17 protein-coding genes are annotated in these 23,701 nt (G+C 46.1%); 8 read left to right on the plus strand and 9 right to left on the minus strand.

All coding sequences use genetic code 11. From position 1 onward, the window contains the following. The first annotated feature begins 6 nt into the window (after positions 1-6). From ICL07_RS07805 to ICL07_RS07840, 8 genes are all read left to right on the plus strand, one after another. Positions 7-468, plus strand: a complete 462-nt coding sequence (locus ICL07_RS07805; protein ID WP_188087359.1) for a hypothetical protein — start codon at positions 7-9, stop codon at positions 466-468. Positions 469-487: 19 nt separating this feature from the next. Beyond that, positions 488-2,116, plus strand: a complete 1,629-nt coding sequence (locus ICL07_RS07810) for a S8 family serine peptidase (RefSeq protein WP_188087360.1) — start codon at positions 488-490, stop codon at positions 2,114-2,116. Between the two features lie 46 nt (positions 2,117-2,162). Next, positions 2,163-2,375: a hypothetical protein gene (locus ICL07_RS07815; RefSeq protein ID WP_188087361.1), complete on the plus strand. Its 213-nt coding sequence runs from the start codon at positions 2,163-2,165 to the stop codon at positions 2,373-2,375. Positions 2,376-2,533: 158 nt separating this feature from the next. After that, on the plus strand, positions 2,534-3,151 hold the full coding sequence (locus ICL07_RS07820; RefSeq protein WP_223151773.1) for an RNA polymerase sigma factor: 618 nt from the start codon (positions 2,534-2,536) through the stop codon (positions 3,149-3,151). Between the two features lie 87 nt (positions 3,152-3,238). Continuing rightward, positions 3,239-4,174: a FecR family protein gene (locus ICL07_RS07825; protein WP_188087363.1), complete on the plus strand. Its 936-nt coding sequence runs from the start codon at positions 3,239-3,241 to the stop codon at positions 4,172-4,174. Between the two features lie 241 nt (positions 4,175-4,415). Beyond that, the gene (locus tag ICL07_RS07830) at positions 4,416-7,766 is read left to right on the plus strand and encodes a TonB-dependent receptor (protein WP_223151774.1); all 3,351 of its coding nucleotides are present in this window, start codon (positions 4,416-4,418) and stop codon (positions 7,764-7,766) included. Positions 7,767-7,784: 18 nt separating this feature from the next. Beyond that, complete coding sequence (locus tag ICL07_RS07835; RefSeq protein WP_188087365.1) at positions 7,785-8,561, plus strand: hypothetical protein; 777 nt, start codon at positions 7,785-7,787, stop codon at positions 8,559-8,561. Between the two features lie 12 nt (positions 8,562-8,573). Next, positions 8,574-9,353: a hypothetical protein gene (locus ICL07_RS07840; RefSeq protein WP_188087366.1), complete on the plus strand. Its 780-nt coding sequence runs from the start codon at positions 8,574-8,576 to the stop codon at positions 9,351-9,353. A gap of 83 nt (positions 9,354-9,436) precedes the next feature. On the opposite strand, the gene ICL07_RS07845 is transcribed toward ICL07_RS07840, so the two are convergent. From ICL07_RS07845 to ICL07_RS07885, 9 genes are all read right to left on the minus strand, one after another. Then, the gene (locus ICL07_RS07845) at positions 9,437-10,219 is read right to left on the minus strand and encodes a M57 family metalloprotease (RefSeq protein ID WP_188087367.1); all 783 of its coding nucleotides are present in this window, start codon (positions 10,217-10,219) and stop codon (positions 9,437-9,439) included. 105 nt (positions 10,220-10,324) lie between these two features. Next, positions 10,325-12,877 (minus strand): family 20 glycosylhydrolase, encoded by a 2,553-nt coding sequence (locus tag ICL07_RS07850; protein ID WP_188087368.1) that lies wholly within the window; start codon positions 12,875-12,877, stop codon positions 10,325-10,327. Positions 12,878-12,909: 32 nt separating this feature from the next. Next, entirely contained in the window at positions 12,910-14,445 is a 1,536-nt protein-coding gene (locus tag ICL07_RS07855; protein WP_188087369.1) for a family 20 glycosylhydrolase, read from the minus strand. Positions 14,446-14,452: 7 nt separating this feature from the next. Next, a complete protein-coding gene (locus ICL07_RS07860; protein ID WP_188087370.1) occupies positions 14,453-15,961 on the minus strand; it encodes a CBM96 family carbohydrate-binding protein in 1,509 nt (502 codons plus the stop codon). An 11-nt stretch (positions 15,962-15,972) separates the two neighbouring features. After that, positions 15,973-17,430: a RagB/SusD family nutrient uptake outer membrane protein gene (locus ICL07_RS07865; protein WP_188087371.1), complete on the minus strand. Its 1,458-nt coding sequence runs from the start codon at positions 17,428-17,430 to the stop codon at positions 15,973-15,975. Between the two features lie 5 nt (positions 17,431-17,435). Continuing rightward, the gene (locus ICL07_RS07870) at positions 17,436-20,516 is read right to left on the minus strand and encodes a SusC/RagA family TonB-linked outer membrane protein (RefSeq protein WP_188087372.1); all 3,081 of its coding nucleotides are present in this window, start codon (positions 20,514-20,516) and stop codon (positions 17,436-17,438) included. A gap of 114 nt (positions 20,517-20,630) precedes the next feature. After that, positions 20,631-21,407: a glycoside hydrolase family 16 protein gene (locus tag ICL07_RS07875; protein WP_188087373.1), complete on the minus strand. Its 777-nt coding sequence runs from the start codon at positions 21,405-21,407 to the stop codon at positions 20,631-20,633. Between the two features lie 118 nt (positions 21,408-21,525). Beyond that, positions 21,526-22,188: a carbohydrate-binding family 9-like protein gene (locus ICL07_RS07880; protein WP_188087374.1), complete on the minus strand. Its 663-nt coding sequence runs from the start codon at positions 22,186-22,188 to the stop codon at positions 21,526-21,528. A gap of 181 nt (positions 22,189-22,369) precedes the next feature. Continuing rightward, positions 22,370-23,431 (minus strand): LacI family DNA-binding transcriptional regulator, encoded by a 1,062-nt coding sequence (locus ICL07_RS07885; RefSeq protein ID WP_188087375.1) that lies wholly within the window; start codon positions 23,429-23,431, stop codon positions 22,370-22,372. Positions 23,432-23,701: the final 270 nt, after the last annotated feature.

Raw genomic sequence — 23,701 nt, forward strand, 5'->3', positions numbered from 1 at the left:
TATGTAATGCCAAGACAAATTATCACTCCGCTCGCAGCAGGACAAATCGGAAAAATGTCCGGCAGTCAACACGATGACTACCTTACCATTGTTGCCAAACTAATTCCTGCAGATGTTATCAGCGTATATCTCGCTGTGTTTAATATTATCAAACAATTAGTACACGGCGGTACTGAGCAACATATCTTACAATGGGTAATATTTATTGGAATTGGAGCAATTCTTCCTTTTTATCTCTGGCGTGTGGCTGGTGTAAAAGACAAGAAACAGATCGTTCTCAGCGCCATCGCTTACCTGATCTGGGTGTTATCTCTCGGAGGACCGTTTGGCAATTGGGGGGAGCTTAAACCAGAAACTATCGGAGCGATTATATTGCCAATATATACCCTGGTCGTTCCTATACTGACTTATCCGGTTACCGACAAAAATCCACCAGCGCCCGCTCCTCCCCCTGCTCCTGTACAATAAACGCATAAATCAACATAAGATGGCCAAATCACATCAAGGCAAAAAGGCCTCAAAAAAGATGGCTGTAAAACCGGCTCCCAAAAAAGCCACCAGGAAAACCGCTCCCAAAAAGGCAGTAGCAGCACCTGCTGCTGCGACCTTTCCCGGACACTGGGCCCCCGCCGCAATGCCGAAGATTCAGGGAAACAATAAAAAGTCTGCTACTACCAAACCTAAGAATCGCAAAACCACTACTGTTGAGAAAGGCACATTAACCACCATTCATGGGAAACATCCGTTCACAGTGACTGTCGATGATAAAAATGAGGTAGAACTGAAAGTGGCATTACAGAATTTTAATCCACATACTGTTAGCGGAGTGGAAAATCTTCAAAACCTGAAAGAACAGTTGATCAGTTTCCTGCAGCAACGCCCTGCAGATCAAACCACCGGAAGACGTAAGATCAGCGAGCTGCCGCGTTTTACCGGCGATCAGCTGGTGGTGTTAAATCCGGATATGGATGTTTCCACACTTGAGAAATTTGCTGCAAAAAGTTCATTGAAAATTGCCAGTAGCCGTGATTATCTTTCTCAACCCGAATCTGCGCTTGAACTGGCCAAAATGCAGGGCGACGGGATTGTGTTTCATGACCTCAATGTAGCGCTCATCAACAGTCAAAGTCAGGATAAGCTGGTAAAATTAATGAACAGCAACACCGGTTCAGGGAAATTCCTGAGCCGTGAACCAGAAAGATGGATTTATGCATTAAATGAATCGTCTTCAGTATCGCCAGCAGCTGCCTATATTGACGATAAAACAGCCAGCTGGGGTGTTCATGCCACAAACTGCATCCAATCCGCACTCACAGGGAAGGATATACGCTTGGCAATACTGGATACAGGATATAACAGTCAGCACCCCAACTTTAGAGGTAAGCAGGTGGTTTCCCGGTCTTTTATTCCGGAAAGTACAACCGCCGAAGATGATGAAGGTCATGGCACCATGTGCGCCGGAATAGCCAGTGGCCAATATCATGACATCCTGAAATACAGATATGGCGTTGCTTCCAACATAGCCCTGTATGTCGGCAAAGTTCTTGACAACCAGGGCAAAGGGCGGGAGGGCAATCTCATTACAGCAGTACAATGGGCGGTAGCTAATCAATGTAAAATCATCTCTATGTCATTAGGCAGTAGCGTAAAACCAGATGATCAAGAGTCGGTAGCCTTTGAAACAGTAGCAGCATCCGCACTAAAAAGAGGAACACTGTTAATTGCCGCCGCAGGTAATGAAAGTAACCGGAAGTACGGTTATATCGCTCCGGTTTTATACCCGGCCAATGGCCCTTCTGTAATGGCCATAGGGGCTGTTGATGCCTCCTTGCAGCTATACAACGATAGCTGTGGCGGCACGGCCGATGGAGGCGGGCAAATTGACCTGGTAGGGCCAGGCGTGAAAATTATCAGCGCTTACCTGGCTACCCAAAACTACGCGGTAGACTCCGGCACCTCGATGGCAGCACCTTTTGTGGCAGGCTTAGCCGCCCTTTATTGGGAACAGAACCCTACTGCCAGTGCCGCCGAAATATGGTTAAAATTAACACAAACCGCTAAACGACTGAATCTCAGCGCTACCGACGTCGGCGCCGGCCTCGCGTCTTTGCGGTAATTTGCTTAAATTTGGATAGGAACTTTTTGCTATCAAACCAGTCACCATGAGGTTTATTGCAACCGTGGAAGATGAGAACAACGTAGTTGAAATTGCAGAAAAGCTCAAGAAATTGGGCTTTTCTGTAGACGAAGTTATCTGGCTGGGAGGGATCATTATTGGACAGTTAAACGGGCGACCTATTAGCCAGGTCAAAATCGAAGGCGTAAAAGCCGTGGAGCAGGAACGAGAAATAAAAAAAAGCCGGCGGAGAACATGAACATACTACTTCCGGAGAAACAGATTTACTATTTTGAAACGAATGCTTTCCATGGCTTAATATTAAGATAACATTCACCCCAACATACCCGACCACAGGTCATTACATGCCAAAGAAGATATTAAAACCCACACATTACTCCTGCAAAAATTTAGTATTTGAAGAAAACCCCTATACTTTTGCACTTTCTGCACTCCATGGCATTTACCGAACTGACCGACTTAGACCTATGGCTTCAGGCAAAGCAAGATAAAGGCGTTGCCTTTAAAACACTTTTCGACAGGTACTGGGAAAAGTTGTACGTCTATGCCTTCAACCGGCTCAAATCCGAAGCGGATGCACAGGATATCGTGCAGGAAGTCATGATCAGTTTATGGTCCAGACGAGCCACGCTGGATATAGAAACCTCGCTGGCTGCCTATCTCCATACCGCTGTTCAATATGAAGTACTGAACCATTTTTCCCGCACCGCCAGGATGGCCGACCGTAGCATGGAATATGAGCAAACCATCTTACCGGAACTAAACAGCTATACAGCACCTTTGCATCTGAAGGAATTAGCAACGATGGCAGCGAATGAAATCACCCGGCTACCCGAAAAAATGCAACAGGTATACCGGTTACGCCAGGAAAAAAATCTCTCCGTAAAAGAAATCTCCGGCCTGTTAAACATCTCCGAACAAACGGTCCGGAATCAACTGAATGCCAGCTATCAAAAGCTTAAAAAGCATCTGAAAGAAGCTATCCTGTTAGCCATATTTCTACAGGGAAACTAGTTGTTAATAATTTGGTAACAATACCCCGATAGTTAAAATCCTGTTTTCGGAGGCATATAATCAGGAACCTGAAAAGTTCCTTGTTATATGAACACAGAAACATTTAGGGAAATAGTTGACAAGTATCTCCAGGGTACGGCTACAGCATCCGAAAAGAAGATAGTAGAGGCATGGCTGCAAGCCCGGCCTGAGGATAACGAACCTTTGCAGCACCCCAATAAACAGGCTATCCACGCCGCACTCTGGCAATCATTTACGCAGCGTACCGACTGGTCATCCGGGACATCCCTGCTGAAGTTCCATTCCTGGATGGGCTATGCAGCAGCTGCTGCGGTATTGCTTTGTTGCTCCATATGGTCTTATAATGCCTCATTAAAACAACCATCTCCCGCGGTACAAACGATTACCGCATTAATGGGCGCCGCCAAAACAATACAGCTGCCAGACAGTAGTATAGCCCATCTGTTTCCCGGCACCACCCTAACTATCCCTGATAACTTTAACACGCAGGAGCGGGCTATTATTCTCTCCGGAAGAGCTTTTTTCGAAGTAAAATCCAACCCCGGCAAACCTTTCTACGTACAGTCGGGCAAGTTATACACCCGGGTACTGGGTACCTCCTTTGAAGTAACGGCACCGGATAGTCTTCATACGACCGTTACCGTAAGCACCGGGAAAGTAAACGTACAATACGATGGCCGCCCACTGGCCGATCTGCTCCCCGGCAAACGGCTACGGCACAACGTACAACAAAACAATTTTGTTATCGACGAAGTAAATGCCCCTCTGCTCTGTGAATGGTGGAAACATGGAATGGTATTCAATCAGGCGCCTTTTGAAGAGGTGGTACAATCTATCTCCGACTGGTACAATGTACCTATAACCGTATCGGCTACAAAATGGCAACAGGAAAGGGTCACTATCCGGATCAAAGACCGGTCGCTGACGGAAGCACTTTCATTATTATCTGCCACTATCGGCTTTCAATATAAAAAAGAGAATAACAGGATCATCATTTATTAACCAACCTAAATCCCTGCTACACTTATGATCAAAGATTAAAGCCACAAAAAAACCGGTCTGCGTTTCCAGACCGGATGATGCTACGCTGGTATCTCACCACCGACGCAGCACTGTTAAACGCACAGTTCCAATAAGAAGTCTGTAACATCTAATTAATAAAGTTATGCAAAAAAAGATACGCTGTATCATTTGTTTTTTATTCAGTATGCTATCCCTGGCTATAAACACCGTTTCGGCACAGGTGACATCAAAATCCGTTCAACTTGTCAAAAAAGATATAAAGGGCAAGGAAGTCCTGGCATTAATAGAAAAAGTGGAACCGGTTCAATTCACCTACGGAAAAGAGGTCAGTGAGCGTTTGGACAAGAGCTTACACTTCAATACCACCAGTCCCTCTGTAAAAGAAGTGTTGGAAACACTGCATAAAACCGCCGGCATTGCCTATAGTATCAGCGATGGCGCCATTATACTAAAGCCGGCAACTGCTACCCCTGAAACCGGTGCCGCCATGGTAAACGGCCGCGTCGCCGGAAAAATCATCGACGAAGAAACAGGTGATCCGCTGCCGGGGGTAACTATACGTATAGGCAGTCTGGGTACTACCAGTAAAACAGATGGCTCCTTCAGTATCGCGCTGCCAAAAGGGAAATACCAGCTCCGGATCAGTTCCGTCGGATATGCTTCCAAACTGGTAACAGATGTGGACATAAAGGATGGACAAACATTTCAGCTGAATGTAACCATGAAACGGCAGAAGGGAACATTAACCGGCGTAGTCATTACTTCTTCCGCCAGCAAGGAAACGACTGCCTCATTGTATACCCGCCAGAAAAACGAAGCAGGCATCTCCAATGGTATTAGCCGGGAACAAATATCTGCGCTGCCGGACAAAAACGTAGGAGAAACACTGAAGCGTATTTCCGGCGTTAGTACGGTTGATAATCGCCGGGTGGTAGTACGGGGCATAGCAGAGCGTTATAACATCGCCATGATGGATGGCGCCGTGTTGCCCAGTACCGACGTACAGGTACGTGACTTCGAATTCGACATTATCCCCAGCAACCTGATAGATAATGTGGTGGTATCCAAAACCGCTACACCGGATATGAGCTTCGGTTTCGGCGGAGGCCTGGTACAGGTGAACACATTCGCTATCCCCAACGAAAATTTCACCACCATCAGTGCGGGCACCAAATATATTTCCGGCAGTACCGGCCACGACTTTCTGGGTTACGGCCGTGGTAAAAAAGATTACCTGGGATTTGACGACGGCAGCAGAAACCATTTCCCTAAAGATCTGATGGTTTTTACCAACGATAATTATAAACTGACTGACCCTAATGCCTTGCCTCCTGCTGGTGTGACACCGATCACCCCGGCCATGATAGCCGCACAAAACAAAAGAATAGGAGGCTTCGAACGCCTGGGTACCCGGACCTACACAGCAGCTCCCGGACAGAGCTACCAACTCAGCCTGGGCCGTAATTACCAGCTCCACAACAGCCGCTTCGGATTTGTAGGTTCCCTGAGCTATCGGAATGAACAGTCCATCGATGATATTCCCCGTTTTGAAAGAGGGAACTGGGAAAAACTGGGTAATACCCGTTATGATGCTGTCACCGGCGAAGAGCTGCTGCCCACCTTCTCCAATCAATACAACTATGTTACCTCCTGGGGAGCATTGCTGAACATGGGTTGGAGCGCTAAACACCACAAAATCACTTTACGTAATTTCTACTCCCGCGTTTTTAACAACCAGTTCTCCCGCATTGTAGGCTGGGGGAATGAAATCGGCGGTGAACTGCCGGAAATCCGGGAATATGACCGCCCCAAGTTCATTGATATGCTGCAAAACCGTATCAATGGTGAACATACGCTGGGTGACTTTAAGTTTGAATGGAACCTGGCGCGTAACAGTCTTACCAACAACGAACTGGATGCGGTAGAAGCCTGGCTCTATCCCTACAAAACGCTGAATGGAACCGTTTACAATGTCATGCCTACTGCGCTGACCAACCCCGGCTACGGGACTTTCAACAGAGGGCAATATTATTACCGCGAAACCAATAAAATAGCGGAAGGCGCGCTCAGCTATCAGCTGAAACTGGCGGGACAAAAACAGGTGGTAAAAGCAGGTTATCAGTTTATGGAACGGCATGGGCTGTACGACTGGATTATCCTGCCTATCGGTAACGTACAAACGGGAAACAATGTGTATCCCTTTGTACCGGTGCAACAATGGGGGCAGTTCCTGGATTTTAAAGATCCGCAGAAAGATCTCCTGTATTATCCGGCCGCTTTCTCCAGAAATGGATATGAGGGTAAGAATAACAACCAGGCATTATATGCTATGCTGGATAACCGATTTAACAAATGGCTTAGACTGGTGTGGGGCATCAGAGCAGAATACTACAAATACGAAAGATTTAAAAATAGCGCCAATGATCTGGCTATTGACAAGCTGATAGAACAAGGCGACAAAAACAAATATGTTGATCCGGAAACAGGGAAGATTGTAACTGCCACTGCCAACGCGGAAACAGAAGAAAAAGCCTGGCGTTACCTGCCTTCTGCCAGCCTTACTGCCACTCCGTTCAGCAACTTCAACATCCGGGCAGCTTATTCAAAATCAGTGGTTCGCCCGGCATTGATCGAAAACTCATTAATGATACGCTACGACCCCTCGGTGGCTGGTTACCGTCGCAATGAAGGTGTGTTATCCACTGTTATTGATCACTACGATCTCCGCCTGGAATGGTATCCCAAGCCAGGTGAAGTACTCTCCTTCGGTTATTTCTACAAATACTTCGATAAGCCGGTAGAACTGTACCGCAACTGGACAGATGCCAGCATGCGGGTATACCTCACCACCAGCAACTCCGAATGGGCGAAGGTACATGGTTGGGAAGCAGACCTGCGGAAGAGTCTCGGCTTCATGAATCCCGGCTGGAAGTTCCTGGATAATGTATACTTCAGTGGTAACCTTACCCTCCAGACATCTACCGTACAGGCGTCCCAGTATGAAAGCAAATCAATGAGCGCAGACATATACGGTAACACCTACTCCTACCGCACTAAAAAAATGGTGAAAGAAAAACGTCCGCTGTATGGCCAGGTGCCGGTACTATACAACCTCGGGTTGCAATACAGCGGCGATCGCCTGGGTGCTAATATCGCGTATAACCATATGGGTTATAAAACCTTCGCCACCGGTATGGAACCCAACATTGTAGAATACGAACGCCCCCGTAACCAGCTGGATGCACAGATCAGCTATTCCTTCCTGAAAAATAAAAAGCTGAATGTAAGGTTCAATATGAGCAACCTTACCAACAGCCCCTACCGCTTCTACATCAATAGCAGCGACACCTATAAACTTCAGGATAAATGGCAGGGACTCGCAGGCTCCTTTATCACCGCAACCGAATGGTCGGAAATCTATGAGTGGAAAGACGGCTTCTCCCAGAAATATGAAGAAGGACATTTAGAAACCTCCACTGACGGGAAAACCAAAGTGAGAGTAGGCGATAAAGAAACTTTTGTCCGGAAAGTAGGCGCTTCCTTTAGTTTAACCGCGGCCTATACATTCTAATGCTTAAAATCAAAAAAAATGAAAACGATCCATATACTTTTTGCCGTATTGACGGGCACACTGCTGGCCTGTAATAAAAAAGAGCCCGATTTTCTTTATGAAGACAATATGCTGGCTGTTACTGTGAAAGGGTACAACGGAAGCGAGGAATCGCTGGAAGTCAAACTCGATACCTTCCACGTTACCCAGGCAGACCCGGGAAAATTTGATGCTACCAAAGGTTGTATCATTCCTTTTAGCCAATCCACGGTGAATCTAAGCATCACGGAAAAAGGTACCGGTAAAGTAGTGATGAACAAAGCACTGAAAAAGGAAGATAGTCCCGCTACATTTGAGTTCTTTTACTTCAATGGACAAATGAACAAAATGCCCGAAATACCGGCATTTGAAGAGGGAAAAATAAAAATATCCTATATGTTCAACCCTACCGTTACCCACTATACGGAGCCGGTGGATATTGTGCTGGGTAAATACTACTTCACCCCAAAAGTGTTTGAAGAAATTGCCCGGATTAAAAATGTAAAACCCAATGAATTTTCAGCACCGGTAAGTATTCCGACGTTCTCTACTACCGGCCAGACTTACAACGGACAACCAACACCGGTACTGTTCCTGGTGTATGTATATAAAGCGGGTACCAACGAATTTTATACAGCAGGTTCTGCCTACACCTGGCACGCAACGTCCACCACCGCACCCAAGCCGGCCGCATCAGCAGCGTCTTCCAGGATATATATATTCGAAGAAGCACCCGCCGGTAACAGCATGAGATTCGTTAAAAAACTGGAATTGTAAAACACAACCAAAATGAAAAGACTTAAAAAGGCCGCACAGCTACTGTTCTTACTATCAACAGCTCTCGTAGCCTGCAACAAAGAAGAACTGCATGTCCGGAAAGCTATGCATGTAGTCATTAACGGCTATAACGGCTCCGAAAACGCACTCCGGGTAACGATAGACACCACCGTATACGCTGGTGATAAAGTATTTAAGCCAACGGAAAAATTCGAATTCAGTGTAGCATATGCTTACACCGAAAATCAACAACAGAAAACGGTAGTCATCACAGATACCGTCACCAAACAGGTTATCCTGCGTAAACCACTGCCATCCGGTGAAACAAAAGCCGCTATCAGCTTTTTATATCTCAATGGCAAAGTGCAGGAGGTACAACCACCGGCAGCAGATGTAGCTACCAATAAACTGGGGTTTTATATTCATTATACCGATAACGATACACCACTGGATATATTCCTTTTCAGAACAGATAGTAACGGTAAGGAGTACAGAACTTATCTGGCGAAGAATGTAAAACCTGGCAACTGGCTGTATACAGATTATTTAGCCGGAGCAGATTTTAATACCAAAACCAATGTAGATGATGCCGCCAGCCTCTGTTTCACCAGAACCGGCACCACCGATCAGTGGGCGTTTGAAGACAATGAAGGTAAAAGCAGGATAGCCGTTTCCGGTATGCAGTTACCCCTCGCCGGAGAAAAAGGATTAGTACAGCAATATGTAGTAACGCCGGGACCATTCATGCTGGATTATGCCAGAATGTATTTTCACCCGGACAGGGTGAGATAGCAGGCCTGACGTGTTGCCTCAAAAGCATGATGCTTTTGAGGCAACACGTTCAGTCAACCCTAAAAAATCCTCCTCCATTTTTGTTACAGCGGATACAATACCTGTGTAGCCTTGATGTCACCAGCTGTAAACCCATTCCAGGGGAGTACAGTTGAATTCATCACAGAGTTGGGATCTGTGAGTGGTGTTCCTGGTATCTGGGTACCTGTGGCCTGGTCAGTATGGTAAAAACCCACGGTGTGGCCAAATTCATGAGTGATAGCAAACAGCTGCTGGGTAGCGGAGAGGGTATTGTACTTGGAATTAATTTCAACAGTTACCCCGGGTTTGTTATCTGATGCAGGCAGATAGGCCCTGGCGATCCAGTTGGAATTTTCATAACCCATAAAAACGCGGGTATTGGCACTCGCCAGGTTGTTTACGATAGACAACCTCAACCGGGTACCGTTCACGGAATTCCAGTTAGCAACCGCACCCTGAATGGCTGTTACCCAAACCGGAGGCACCCCCGGATCAATGTAAAATTTCACGTTATTATTATAAGCATTCGAAATAAGGTAAGGTCCTCTCTTCTGTTCTGTTGCAGGTACACCAGAGCGCTGTTCAGCTTCCCAATCGGCTGTACGTTGTTTGAGGTCATTCATACCAATAATAATATCCCCGTCAATCACCACACGGTCTTTATCAAAGACAATATGCTGGCGATCAAAACCCTGATGAACCAGGTAATTGGTCATGCTTTCCTGCGCATTGGGTATTGGGGCAGGGTCTTTCAGATCTTTATCGCCCTTGGAGCAGGCAAAGAGGAGCGTTAATGATGCAATACAGATGAATGAGCTAATGTAGCATCCATTAGAATGTTTCATGCTAGACAGAGTTAGGTTAAACAAATAAATTAATATCAACCTAAAACTAAGACCTGTAGCGGAAACATGGTAGCAGTTCAAATTTTAATGCCCTGCGGTAACGGCTCACTGACTGACAGCCCCTCCCCTGCCTGCATCATTGAAAGCCCTGAAACGAAGTCCGGTTAAGTGTTTCAATGGTTGTTGATACAGTTTGCTTTTAATAGTTGGAATAGTGCCGTCTGTCGTATAGCGGATCTGAAAACCAGGAATATCTGTATTAACGCTCACCATCCCATTATCCAGCCTGATTGCCGGCGTAGGTATTCTATACGTATAGCCGCCACCGTAATAGTCCAACCGTTTCAGTTCTCTGCTGACTGATGTCGTGAAGGTATACCAGTCCCGCTCATACAACCGTTTGGATGCTACCGTATCTGTCGATACCGCCCACTCCGGTTGCGCAGCCCATGCTTTCTCCGACAAGGCCAGCAGCCTGGGCAAATACATATACTCCAGCCGATCCGGACTACTAACTGTTTCAGACCAAAGCAGGCCCTGAATACCATGTATATGTTGTTTCCCCTGTTCCGTCAGCGGTTCAAACTGCCGCAGCATCGACGCCGGTAAAGGCCTGTTCACATAATCTGTATGCTGGTTCTTCAGATAATCGAAAGGAATAAACTTATATGCCTGCTCCAGGTTGATAAACCCTCCCCAGTTAAAACCGGGTTCATCAAACTCCCGGACATAGGCCATATCAAAATAAAAATTGGTCACAAAAGATAGAATAACCTTATAGCCCGAATTAGCCAGTCTATACGCCAGATCTTCGTTACCAGCCATATTATTCCATACGTTCACATGGAAATTCCTATCCAGGAATAAAGGGTTCGGTTGCCATTTCTTGCGGCCGGGAACAGCCGGTTTCTTCAGCGCCGTTTCTTCCCAACCGGAGAAATATAGTTTTCTTTGTTCCAGCATGGTAGCAATACGGTCGAAGAAAAAATCCCACAGATCCGCCGCATTTTTTATTTCCGGATGTTTTTCCTTCAACGCATTCACAGATGGCGATCCCGTCCAAACTCCGGCAGGCACTTCATCTCCGCCAAAATGGATGGTCTGTAGCGGCGCGCCCGCTTCTTTGTACATGTCAATAATCTCATCTGTAACGGTTTCCAAAAAGTGATATACAGAAGGTAAAGACACATCCATCACATGATCATTCCATTGCTGTACCGAACGATACACAGAAGTATCTGCCATATCTCTGAGTAAATAAGCTTTTGCCCCGGCAGTATCGCCGGACTTCATCAGGCGATGATACCTCGCCTGCATCGAAATAATGGCCGCACGGGCATGCCCCGGTGTTTCTATTTCCGGGATCACGTCGATATGCCGGCGCTTCGCATATTGTAAGATTTCAACAAAATCAGCTCTTGAATAAAAGCCGCTGCCCGCCGGTCTCCCCGCCAATGGGCCGGACCCGTATGAAGGCATCAGACTTTCCTGCTCATTGATCCCGTGACCACGGTTAGCGCCTACACTGGTAAGTTCAGGCAATGCATGGATCTGTAATCGCCAGCCTTCATCATCGTTCAGATGAAAATGCAGCGTGGTAAACTTGTATAGAGAAAGCAGGTCTATCAGTTTCATCACCGCTTCTTTGGAATGGAAATTCCGCGCTACATCCAGCATCATCGCCCTAAACCCAAACAAGGGACGATCTTCCACTTCCACACATTTGACGGGTATGGTTTTCCTTTTCCCGGAGGTAGCATAGGCAGAAGGATCCAGCAACACTTTTAAAGACTGTATGCCATAATGAATATCCCTGGCGCTGTTAGCCGTAATCAGGATACCGGAGGGGGCTACACGAAGCTGATAACTGTTTTCTTTAACGGAGCTGTCTTTTTCAAATACGATGCTCTTTTGATTTTTATTTCCGTAAGAGATCTTCGGCCTCTTACCCACCAGCAATCCCAATTCATCCGCAAACAGCTGTACTTCGGCATCAAAAGCATGATCAGTGACCAGGTCAACGGCGGCGTCCAATTTAAAATAACCCGGCGTTTCTTTGTAAACAAGCGGCGTCGGGAATATTTCCGGCTGCTCCCGCTGCTGGGTTTTACCCCGTTCGTTGAGCAAATAACGCTGCGCGGAAGACAATTCCCGGTCGCCCTTAAACCGGTCCATTTGATGCATGTCTTCAGGGATGGATATTTTCACGTCGCGCAGCGGGATACCGATGCCGGCAGCCGTATCCCATACCAGATAAAATCCTTGCGGCGCATCGCTCTTGTTCACCACCCAGGAATTGGACACGAAGGACTGCTCCAGGTTTTCTCCCGGCCTCAGTGTCCCAACGTCTTTTCCCGGCGAAATATAATACAGCCCCCCATTGACATGATTGATCTTTAGCTGCGTCGTCCCTTCAACAGTACTCCATCTTTTTCCATGATTGAAATAGATTTTCCACCCCTTATTGGGAAATGTAGTTTTTCCGTTATTACGGATACCCATCGAAAACAACGTCTGGTCTTTCCCCAGGTAGTTGTTCTGGTAAACATGCCAACTGATTTCCAGTTGGTCGGTTGCCGGCCCTGGTTGGGCGACTGCACGGGTATCCGCTCCAAAAACCAACGCCCAAAGCAAGGCGTTAAATAATATCTTATACAATTTTCTCTTTTAAAACAGTCAACAACAAAACATTATTTAAGCCTTTTCAGCCTGTCGAGTAACACCTCAATTTTGGCATTCCTCAGCGCATTTTCCTGCATAATTTCTGCCGGATACATCACGGTGGAATTGAGTTCGGTAAACTTCCTGTCCAGGTCCTGGGTGCGCAAGGCCTCCAGCTCAGCCATCAGCGGCTTCAGTTTATCGGCCGTCATTTCCGGGGCATTCGCCCTGGCTTCTATGGATTGGTAGGAAAGATATTGTACCCTGATAGCGGTCATTAGCCGGTAATGCTCAAATTCTTTTGCATTTTTAACCGGCTTCAGTTGTTGCAGTATTGTCAATGCTTGCTTAGTACTGTCCAGTATTTGATCGATACTCAGATCGGTATTGACCGGCTTTCCCTGCGTAATCTCGTAGGGAACTGCGGATATGGCTTTCCAGAACATCTTCGCCTCATTGCTGCTCAAACCATATTGCGACTGGCAATAACCATTAATAAAACCTTCCGCATCCAGTGGCCTGGCGGTTTTAACGGATTCCAGGAAGGCTGCTATCAGCATATTAAATCCACTGATGGGATAAACATGCCGGATGGCATACAGGTCGATAATATCCCTGGTGGTTTCAAATACCGGCGAATACAATCCGGAGGTAGACCAGGAGGTCATGATGATACCTTTATATCCCAGTTCCCTGGCCATAGGCACGAAATCGGTAATATTCTTAAAGTGTTTCGCCCACTGGGTAAGGAAATAATTATCCGGATGACTTCTGATGGAAGGCGCTCCCCAGATCTCAAAGCCACTCTGCATCAGCTTTTGGTGATCACCAAACATATTGATGTCCCATCCGTAATTCCAATCGATAAAAATGGTCTCCTTAGGCAGTCCCTGCAATGCCTCCGGGTATTTTAAGGCGATATCTGCCCAGAGTACCGGTCTTTTACCCAATCCCACCACCACATCACAAAGCATTTTGATATAGTCGCCATACAACCTGCCAATGCCAACCGCTTTGATTTTTTTCTTAGACTCTTCCGAGTGGCCCAGCAGATACGTTTCATCACCGCCAATATGGATATAAGGGGAATTGTGCGTGGAGATAAGATCTTTATACAACGTAGTAAAGAGTTTTTTCGCCTCCGCTTCCCGTATTGGGTTTATCTGGGAGTAATCTTTCTGGTCCTCTCTCAGGTCTTTGTATTTGGGATTTCTCAGGATGTATTCCACATGCCCGAAGCTCTGTTGAAGCGGGATCACATCCAGATGAATAGCACTGCAATAGGCAATAAAATCCTTCACTTCTTCCCGCGTATAGGCATAGCGGTTAGGAATCAACGGTTCTTCCAGGAAAGGATAAGTTCCCTCCCATTCCATCACCAGTGTATTGATACCGCCTTTTACCAGCTGTGATGCCAGTTTTTTTAGTGCCGGCATGGGTATCACCTGGATACGCAGATCGAGATGAAAACCCCTCACCGGAAACGGGGAGACAGGATTATTCGATGCTTTTGTATACGCAGAACAAGTGAGCAAAAGCATCACGAGACAGATTATTCTTTTCATACCTGACTTAGTTAATGGCAATATCCAGCTTTAATGCCGATTCATAATAACCCCCATTCTGGTCTCTGGCCTCAAAAACAACCTGATCGGTATTACCAGACCCGTTATACAGATATTTAATCGCTCCTTTTACAATGTCCGCCTGTGAAAATGAAGCATTGGCCGCTAACGGAATACCGTATTTCACTAAAAATCCGGCTGCCGGAATTTGTTTTACGGTATAGGTAATATTTTTATCAGCGGTACCTTCCATTTTCAGGTTAGCGGGCAATAGGGTCGCCATCTGTTTCGTCGCGGAAACTGTCAGCGGGCTTATTGTTCCGGGTTTCAGCAGCGTTTGCGGAGGGGAGGTTAAAGCAATATAGGCAGCATAAGCCCCTCCTGAAAATTCCCTGGGCCGGAGTTTAATGAAATTATCCACATTATGTTTTAAAAACACGTTGATAAACGTTCCATTGTTGGCATAGATCTGGGTAACGGCGGAGGTGATATCAAACGACACCCATCCGGTAGTGGCGCCGGGTATGGGTAGCGTAGACATAGGAACAGCGTTGTAAGCGGGCGCATTATTCCAGGTAATGGTACTCTCGTTCCAGTCTTTGTTCTCTCCTAAATATGCAGCAAAAGAAAAAGTAGTGGCGGATGTTAAACCGGTGTTATAAATATACACATACATTCTGGCGGCGCCGATTTTGTCGCCAAAGGTTGGTTTTTCCAGTGGATACTGCATTACGCCGATACGGCCTACAGTAGCATCCGCTGCACTTACTGCCTTCAGATCAATGGTGGCCGGATCGTTGAAATTGGCATTGGAATTACCCGGCCCGCCACGAACGTACACATCTTTAGCCACCATAATTTTCTGTGTTTCCACAGGAGCGCCAGGATCAGCGTCATCTGGTTTGTCATCCTGTAAGCGGTAAAAAGTGAACTGGGCGGTCACCTGTGCCACCCCATTTTTAAACTCCAGGTTCTGGGACCTCACCAGGGCTGCAGCAGAACCCAGCGACGCGTCTTTGTTGATGTTCAGTATATACTGATCTGATGAACTGGCTGTTCTGGTGTAATAGATATAGTTTCCGTTAATGGTTTCTATTTTCCGGGTTTCATCGATAGCCAGGTCGGTAGATTTTATCTTTCCTTTCACGATCAGATCGCCCAGCAGGTTCTTCAGGATAACCGGCGGTACCGCGTCTATACTGGCATAACCGATGGTAGACAATAACTGCTTAACACCGTTATTGTTGAGGAATACCACGGTATAATCCTCGCTGGTGCCCAGCATATCCATCAGGCCTGCCCGTTTTACTGCTGCTGCAAAAAGATCGAGTTCTGTTAAACCGGTACTAAAGTCGGTTTGCAGATATTGTTGCAGCGTCATTGATTTCAGGTTGGCGCCCGCATCCGCTCCTTTACTGTCCTCGTTTTTCAGCAGTTCGAATTTACCGCAACCCGCTACAGCGAATACATACACACAGAGAAAAAATACTCTTAGGTAAAGACTAAATTTTTTCATCTTTAAATATTTTATTGATAATAGGAGTTTTGGTCCAGTGAAGGGTTTAATCTGATTTCTGTGAGACTGATAGGCCACAGATAATTTTCCGGTTTGGTGAGGCCATTGATAGGCTGCATCACTTTACTGGCTTTACCTGTACGCACCAGGTCAAACCATCTTTTACCTTCAAAACAAAGCTCCCTCGCCCGTTCATCCAGGATAATGTCTTCAATCTGGTCGGTATTCAGTCCGGCGAAAGAGGCATCTGTATATACAGCAGCCCCGGCCCGCTTACGGATCTGGTTCACCAGCGCCATCGCTCCCGGAACATCGCCGGTTTTATTCAGCGCTTCCGCACGTAACAGCAGTATATCTGCTAAACGGTAAACAATAATATTCTTATCATCTTGTGTACCCCGTACAAATCCCGATTTCTCAAAGAATTTCATGATACCGGAATTGGTATCAAAGTTGATTTTCGAGCGCAAATCAGTGGAAGTAAATTTACTGGAAAGATAACCGCTCGCTTTAAAGAAAGGCTGGAAGCCCAGGTCGCCATAAACGGTAATTAAAAACGACCGCGTAGCCCGCTCTGCAAAATTATAATCCACTTCAAATATGGATTCCGTTGAAAACCCTTTGGTAAACATCTGGGCATAAGCCGTATTGTCAATGAGTTCCGGGTTTACGTTATAATCAACCGTAGAGGAAGCATTGTACAGAGAAGCCAGTGAATACAGGGAATTACTCATGATTTTCTGTGAGATATCCAATGCCTTCGTGTATTGATGACGCCACATATAGAAGTCCATATACATGGCATTTACCGCTCCCATTGTAAACTGCGCCCTGGTAGCGGGCGCCGTGGCATAGGAAGCCGGAATAGGCGCTAATGAGGCAGAATCAAGATCGGCCTGTATCTGCGTATAAACAGCCGCCGTATCCGCACGCGGGATACTCACCGGCTGATTGGCATCCAAAAACGGTTCTGTTACCAGGGGTAATTTACCCCAGATCCGCGTCATGTAAAAATAACAGAAGGCCCGCATGGCAAAGGCCTGCCCCCTTACACTGTTATAGTCCGCCATTTTGCTGGAATAAAGCCCTTTGTTCTTCATCTCCAGGGTATTCTTTAAAATCAGGTTACACTGATTAATCACCCGGTAGAAATTATTCCAACTGGTAACAGGCAAACTGGAATTAAGATTATTGGTTAATAAATTCAACGTTTGGGAACTTAATGCCAGTGGATTTAACACCACATTATCAGCCCGGCCTTCTCCATATAAAACCGATCCGGGTCCCATGGCTCCCTGTAAAACAGTATAGGCGCCGTATAAGGCTGCAGTGGCCTGTGGAGGCTCAGTCCAGAAATTGGAACCGGAATAGGAAGTGGTAGGATCAATGTCCAGCGCCCTCTTGCAACCGAACGAGAAAACCAATGCAATCAATATCAGGCCGTAAATTTTATGATTTTGCTGTTTCATGTTACTTAAAGGCTAAAGTTCAATGACAAATTATAAGTTCTGGTTCTGGGGAAAGACCCACGGTCAACACCTACAGCGAGTGCGTTGGTAGAGGAGCTTACTTCCGGATCATATCCTGTATATGAACCAAAGGTGAACAGGTTCACTACCGAGAAGCCTACCACTGCATTGCTTACTTTCAGTCTCCCCAGCGCTTTCGCAGGGATCCTGTAATTCAACGCAAGATTTTGAATCCTGATAAAAGAACCATCTTCCACAAACCTGCTCGAAATAGCATAATTCAACATGGGATCTGTTTTCACCAATCGCGGAACATCCGTAATATCTCCCGGTTTCCGCCATCTTCTCAACTGGTCAGTTGTTAAATTCTGATCGTAGGGCGAAGCATCCAGGTTTCTTTTCACTTCATTAAATACATCATTCCCGAAGCTGTAGGTAATCAAAGTGGACAGCGTGAAATTTTTATAGCTGAATTCATTTTGGAAACCACCGGTAAAATCGGGATTGGGATTGCCGATCACCTGCAAATCAGCATCATTAATGATACCATCACCATTTACATCCTGCCAGATCACATCCCCGGCTTTGTAAACGGCGCCGTTGGCAGATCCCTGGCGGTAAGGCGTTACAACGCCGGTGGCAGCGTCGCGCTGATAAACATTATCTGCGTCGTTAGCATATACTCCCAAAGCTTTCAGACCGTAAAACACCCCTGCAGCCTCTCCCACTCTGGCCATGTTGTAAATATTCGGACGGTAGTCCTGGTTACCCGGCAGAGAGAGTACCTTGTTTCTGTTCAGTGATAAAGTAAAAGTGGAATTCCATTTAAGCTCCCGGTCTATATTGAGCGTGGAGAGCGTAAACTCCAGCCCTTTATTTTCCAGGTTGCCAAAGTTGGCAGGTACGGTAGTATACCCCGTTGTTCCGGGAACGGCTACATCAAATAAAAGCCCGGAAGTTTTTTTCAGATAGGCATCGGCGGTAAAACGGATTCTGTCCTCCAAAAAGGCCAGGTCCAGACCGATATTTACTTGTTTGGTGGTCTCCCATCGCAGGGAGGTATTGGAAACACCGTTGGACACAATGGCCACATTTCCCAGGTAAGTACCGGCGCTGCTTAAAGCGCCCTGCCAGGCGTAATTGCCGATGGACTGGTTGCCGGTTACGCCAAAACTTCCGCGGAGTTTGGCATCTGAAATAAAGCGGAGTGGTTTAAACCAATCCTCCTCCGACATACGCCAGCCGGCGGAGAATGAAGGGAAATAGCCAAACTTGTTCTGCGGTCCAAACCTCGAAGAACCATCTGCCCTCATCACCGCAGAGAAAAGATATTTTCCTTTGTAATCATAATTGGCCCTGCCGAAATAGGATAACAAACTATACTCCTCAATATTCTGGTTATACAGCGATACCACGGAGGTGCCGTTTATGGTGGTTATCTTGGCGTCAATCAACCCTTTGCCCACCACATTCACATTGTTGTCCGTAAATTTCTGATAAGACTGGCCCAGCAGGAAAGTCAGGTGGTGATTGCGGTTCAGCGTAGTATTATAGTTCAGCGTATTTTCATTGATAAAGGAATAGTTTTTACCGGTAGTCAGGTAAGAAGAACTGATTTGCCCCTGTGGTAAAAGCGCCTGCGGTGTAAAGTTTGTTTCCTCTGTATTGGAATAGTCCAATCCCAAAGTCGTTTTAAAGTCCAGGCCTTTAGCAAGCTTCACCCTGAAATCCTGATTACCGAACATCCTCCACCGGGCTATCTTATTAGCGGCCAATTGGGAGATCGCGATCGGGTTGGGCTTACTGCCCTCCAGTAAGGGGATAATCTGCCCGCTAATGGGATCATAGGGCGCGTAAACAGGCATTGTACTTAACGCCTGGTAGATGGCACTTTGATTACTGAGACCGGTGAGTATCCTGTTATAATTGTTGGTAGATATATTGAAGTTGGTATTACCGGAGATTGCCTTGCTGATATTGTAGTAAAGTTTTGCAGTGGCATAGGTCTGCTTAAACCTGGTATTGATGATAACAGGATCTATGTCTTTATACCCGGCACTGACGAAATAATTGATATTATTGTCTTTGGCAGCGCCTTTGATACTTACATCTGCCTTGTATTGAAACGCGGTGCGGTACATCAGGTCCTGCCAGTTATTGTTCCGGGAGTAATACGGATGCAGGGAATCGATGACAGATACCTTGGTGGTCTGCGCTCCCGTAAAGTTATACACCGCATCCATATACGCACTTCTGAACTGAGGGGCATTCAGCATCCCTATTTTCCTGGTCAGCGCAGCCACGCTTCCATTCGCCGAAAACTGGATCTCCGGTTTTTTAGCGTTCTTTCCGCTTTTAGTGGTAATGATGATCACCCCATTGGAAGCCCTGGACCCATATATAGAAGCGGTACCGTCTTTTAACACCTCTATGGAAGCAATATCCTGTGGATTTAAATCTGACAGGGGGCTAAACGTGGAGGCATCATCTACCAGCCCGCCGTTATAGGTATCTGAGTTGATAGGCACACCATCTACGATGTATAATGGCTGACTGCTGCCGTTGATGGAAGATGCGCCGCGGATTCTGACAGTAGCACCTGCGCCGGGCTCACCGGAATTGCTGGTGATCTGCAACCCTGCGATCTTACCCTGTAAGCTGGTGTTGACGTCGCCTAAAGCATGGTGGTCCATTTGTTTTTCAGTGATGGATCCTACGGCGCCGGTGACTTCCTTCACTTTTTGGGTACCGTAACCCACATTGATGACCACTTCAGAAAGTTGCCGTGGATCGGGCATCAGTTTAATATTTAACGTTTTACGGTCGCCAATATTAATCTGCTGGTTCTGGTAACCAATATAACTCACCACAATGACAGCACCCGGATTCAGCTTTACACTGAAATTCCCGTTTTTGTCTGTCGTGGCGCCCTTGTCAGTTCCCTGTACATGAACAGACACGCCGATTAAAATCTCGTTTGTTTTCCCATCGGTGACCTTCCCGGTAAGGGTAAAAGGATTGACCTGTGAGAAGGCGCTCAGCATGGAGAATGCGAGCAGCATCGTCATTAAGTATATCTTTTTCATAACGGTTTTACTTGGTTGATATATCCGCTCAGTATACCTGAGATGGACCTCTTCTGTTTAACACATGACAAAAAACGTTTACGTACACGGTAAGTAGCTAAAAAAAAGTTATTGTTACGGAGCGGGCGTAAATTTAAAACTCCTCACTACGATCTCCACTGGTTTCCCATCGCTGGGTCCCATGCCCCGGAAACACCATAGATTCATTTTCACCGGCATGGCCGCGGTAGGGATAATGGTGTTGGGTGGCAGAAAAGTATAGGTAAAAAACAGGTTGGTATCATCATTATAGAAACCATTCATACTTTTAAACACCACTGAATCTTTTGTCCAGGTATACCGGTGAGTACTGGATGTTCCGCCTGACTGTGTCCATGCCGTCCGCATATGTTGCGCCTTGCCGCTGCTGCCTGCTGCCGGATAAACGCTGTAATTCACATTCGGTTTAGCATCATCTCCCCAGCGGGCGAATTCCACATCCATCTCGTTAAAACCATCCGGCCCTCCATAGTGGAACAACCCGGCCACAATGTTTTTATCCAGGGTACTGACCGGTCCTTGTACCTGCCATTGATAAGTACCATAACCAAAGTTATCGACAGAGGTAATTCCTGCGCATACCCACTTAGCGGCGGTACTATCATAAGACACTTTCAGGTGAAGCAGTCCGGCTGCATCTACCCAGGCATTGCCGGCTGCCCATGTATTGGGTCCGGGTCCTATGCCGCTGCCGTTCTTAACGGTCCAATTGTAACCGCTGAAGTGCAGGGTGGTGGTGTTGACCGCCGTGGTCGCCGATGCCGGCGCAGATGGGCCCGGTCCCCTCCCCGACAGGACCATATCTTGTTTACAAGACAGTAAAATGGGCAGCATGAGAAAAAATCTATTCATAATGGTTGGCTTTAGATTGTTTTTGCTACATCCCTGTAAGTACGTTTAGGCACACGACTATGCTAATATATTAAAAAAACGGGTACGTACACGTTTTTTTTGAAAAAAAACATTTTTATCAGCTGATACGTGCTGCAGATACGCTGTTGACAGGCAGAAAATGAATGTCCCCGAAATAGTCCGGGCGGTGAAAATCAGGCCCCGGTGAAGTAATCTTATTCCAGCATAAATAATGCGGATGCGGCAGCCCATCGCCGCACTTATAAAAATTAGCCCTGGCGGTCATATCACTGAAGCCCGGAATCTCATGGTAGACAAAGGTTCCCGCAGGGATACACATCGTCATTTCCCAGTTGAACGCTCCTTCTATCACGGTAGCTTTAACCACTGTTTTGATCTGTCGCACTACCGCTTCGGGCAAAAGAACCCTGTTCAATTTTTGATTACCATAACCTATTTTGCCAATGCCCAGGCAATTGAACTCAATATTATAATAATGATCAGACTGGCCGAAGGCAATAAAAAATTCCACACAGTTATCAAGATGCACCTCACTGTTAACCGGCCGTTGAACAGCCTGGAAATAGTCATTATACACGGTAAAATGGAGGAGGATATCTTTCCCTGTATGTGCGATAGTAAAATCTGCAGTGCAATGGGTGGATATCTGAGGCCAGGAATTGTTCGTTAAATCATACCGGGGATAGACACGGAGCTTCTCTGACAGCAGATCTGCAGCAGCATAAGGATCTTCCTGCAGATAAAACACGTTTAAGTTCATGATAGAATTTGAATGATAATTAATCAGCCTGCCCTGTTTGCGGGCATAAAAAGCTGGCGCAGACGACATAGCGAAATCATGCGTAAAGTACTGTAAATCACGTTGCGTTAACGTACACGAAAAAACAAAACATTTTCTTTATTTCCAAACACGCGGGGCTATTCTTTTTTAAAAAGGAAGTTTAATTGATGTAGAAATCACAGTTTTCACTGGTGATGATATCAATCGGCATAAAATTGTTTTTTTCGCCGGTCCTGGAATGGAGCACAAACTGATATAAGGCCATCAATCCTTTATATCCCTGTTCCCGGGGCTTCTGGCAAATCAGAAAATCAATAATGCCCTCTTTGAGGAAGACAAGGTTCTCTTTGGTATAATCAAATCCTATTAAAATCGGTTGGGTGTCTTTTGTCTTTTTTAAATATTTCGCTACCGTGGAAACCCGCGAGTTGGTGACAAAAATAGCTGCTACAGGCTCTTTCCGCAGGATTTGCCCCAGCGCTTTGCTAACATGCGCATAATCTGTTTGCTGGATATCTATTTTCAGGATAGGACTCTCAATTTTATGATCTTTGAAGTAGTTCCTGAAGCCTTGCTCTTTACGGGAGAGATGATGCTGATCATCTATTTCCTGGGATATATTAATAATGAGGACCTTCTCTTTTCTTTTCACCAGGTATTTCATCAGGTGTGCAGAAAGATAACCGCTCTGATACAGGTCGGGGCCAAAATAACTCAGACTGTTATACCCCGGGATATCGGAATTGATAAATACGTAAGGTATTTTTTTACTTTCAAGTGCTTTGATGAAATGGGCGGATTCTTCAATGAAACTGGGCGCCAGCAGAACGCCCTGCACCTGGTCGAGGTCTATCCGGGCCACCTGTTCCAGGAAAGATTTTTTATCGTTTACCTCATATAAATAAGGCTGCACCGTAATACCATAGGGACTGATCTCCGCGCCGGCCTGTTCTATACCCAGCAGCGGGGCCTCCCAGTAGTTGGTTTCCTGTGAAACTTTCGGAATTAAAATGGCAAAGACAAGTTGTTTTTTAGACGCCAGTCTTCTGGCGAAGATATTAGGTTGATAATCCAGCTCCTTGATGATCGCATTGATTTTATCCTTGGTTTTCTTAGACACTCCCTTACGGTTATGAATAACGCGGTCTACTGTTCCAATGGAAACATTCGCTCTCCTGGCGATTTCCTTAACCCCGGTTAGTTCACTATCTTTTCTTGCCATAAATCTGAAAAAATTATCTAAAGATAATAGATTCGGTTTTTAATATCCCAATGGTTTAAATCCCGCTCTCCCTGATATATGAGGAGCCCGCAAATTACCACTATTTAATTTTACCGCTGAAATCACCGCTTGAGACAAATTTACTACCTTAGAATTATATAAGCACAGACAGTTATGACGGACAAGCTCATCCCCACTGAATCACTGGCGTAGCTTTACCAGGGGGCCGGCCAGGACATTCCATCAGACCTTCTTTACCAATCCGGTAAA

The sequence above is a fragment of the Chitinophaga qingshengii genome (assembly GCF_014529935.1).
Lineage (GTDB): Bacteria > Bacteroidota > Bacteroidia > Chitinophagales > Chitinophagaceae > Chitinophaga > Chitinophaga qingshengii.

Bases quoted from the DNA above. Each gene is read 5' to 3' on its own strand.
- ICL07_RS07805 (WP_188087359.1), top strand. From the start codon at position 7: ATGCCAAGACAAATTATCACTCCGCTCGCAGCAGGACAAATCGGAAAA.
- ICL07_RS07810 (WP_188087360.1), top strand. From the start codon at position 488: ATGGCCAAATCACATCAAGGCAAAAAGGCCTCAAAAAAGATGGCTGTA.
- ICL07_RS07815 (WP_188087361.1), top strand. From the start codon at position 2,163: ATGAGGTTTATTGCAACCGTGGAAGATGAGAACAACGTAGTTGAAATT.
- ICL07_RS07825 (WP_188087363.1), top strand. From the start codon at position 3,239: ATGAACACAGAAACATTTAGGGAAATAGTTGACAAGTATCTCCAGGGT.
- ICL07_RS07835 (WP_188087365.1), top strand. From the start codon at position 7,785: ATGAAAACGATCCATATACTTTTTGCCGTATTGACGGGCACACTGCTG.
- ICL07_RS07840 (WP_188087366.1), top strand. From the start codon at position 8,574: ATGAAAAGACTTAAAAAGGCCGCACAGCTACTGTTCTTACTATCAACA.
- ICL07_RS07845 (WP_188087367.1), bottom strand. From the start codon at position 10,219: ATGAAACATTCTAATGGATGCTACATTAGCTCATTCATCTGTATTGCA.
- ICL07_RS07855 (WP_188087369.1), bottom strand. From the start codon at position 14,445: ATGAAAAGAATAATCTGTCTCGTGATGCTTTTGCTCACTTGTTCTGCG.
- ICL07_RS07860 (WP_188087370.1), bottom strand. From the start codon at position 15,961: ATGAAAAAATTTAGTCTTTACCTAAGAGTATTTTTTCTCTGTGTGTAT.
- ICL07_RS07865 (WP_188087371.1), bottom strand. From the start codon at position 17,430: ATGAAACAGCAAAATCATAAAATTTACGGCCTGATATTGATTGCATTG.
- ICL07_RS07870 (WP_188087372.1), bottom strand. From the start codon at position 20,516: ATGAAAAAGATATACTTAATGACGATGCTGCTCGCATTCTCCATGCTG.
- ICL07_RS07875 (WP_188087373.1), bottom strand. From the start codon at position 21,407: ATGAATAGATTTTTTCTCATGCTGCCCATTTTACTGTCTTGTAAACAA.
- ICL07_RS07880 (WP_188087374.1), bottom strand. From the start codon at position 22,188: ATGAACTTAAACGTGTTTTATCTGCAGGAAGATCCTTATGCTGCTGCA.
- ICL07_RS07885 (WP_188087375.1), bottom strand. From the start codon at position 23,431: ATGGCAAGAAAAGATAGTGAACTAACCGGGGTTAAGGAAATCGCCAGG.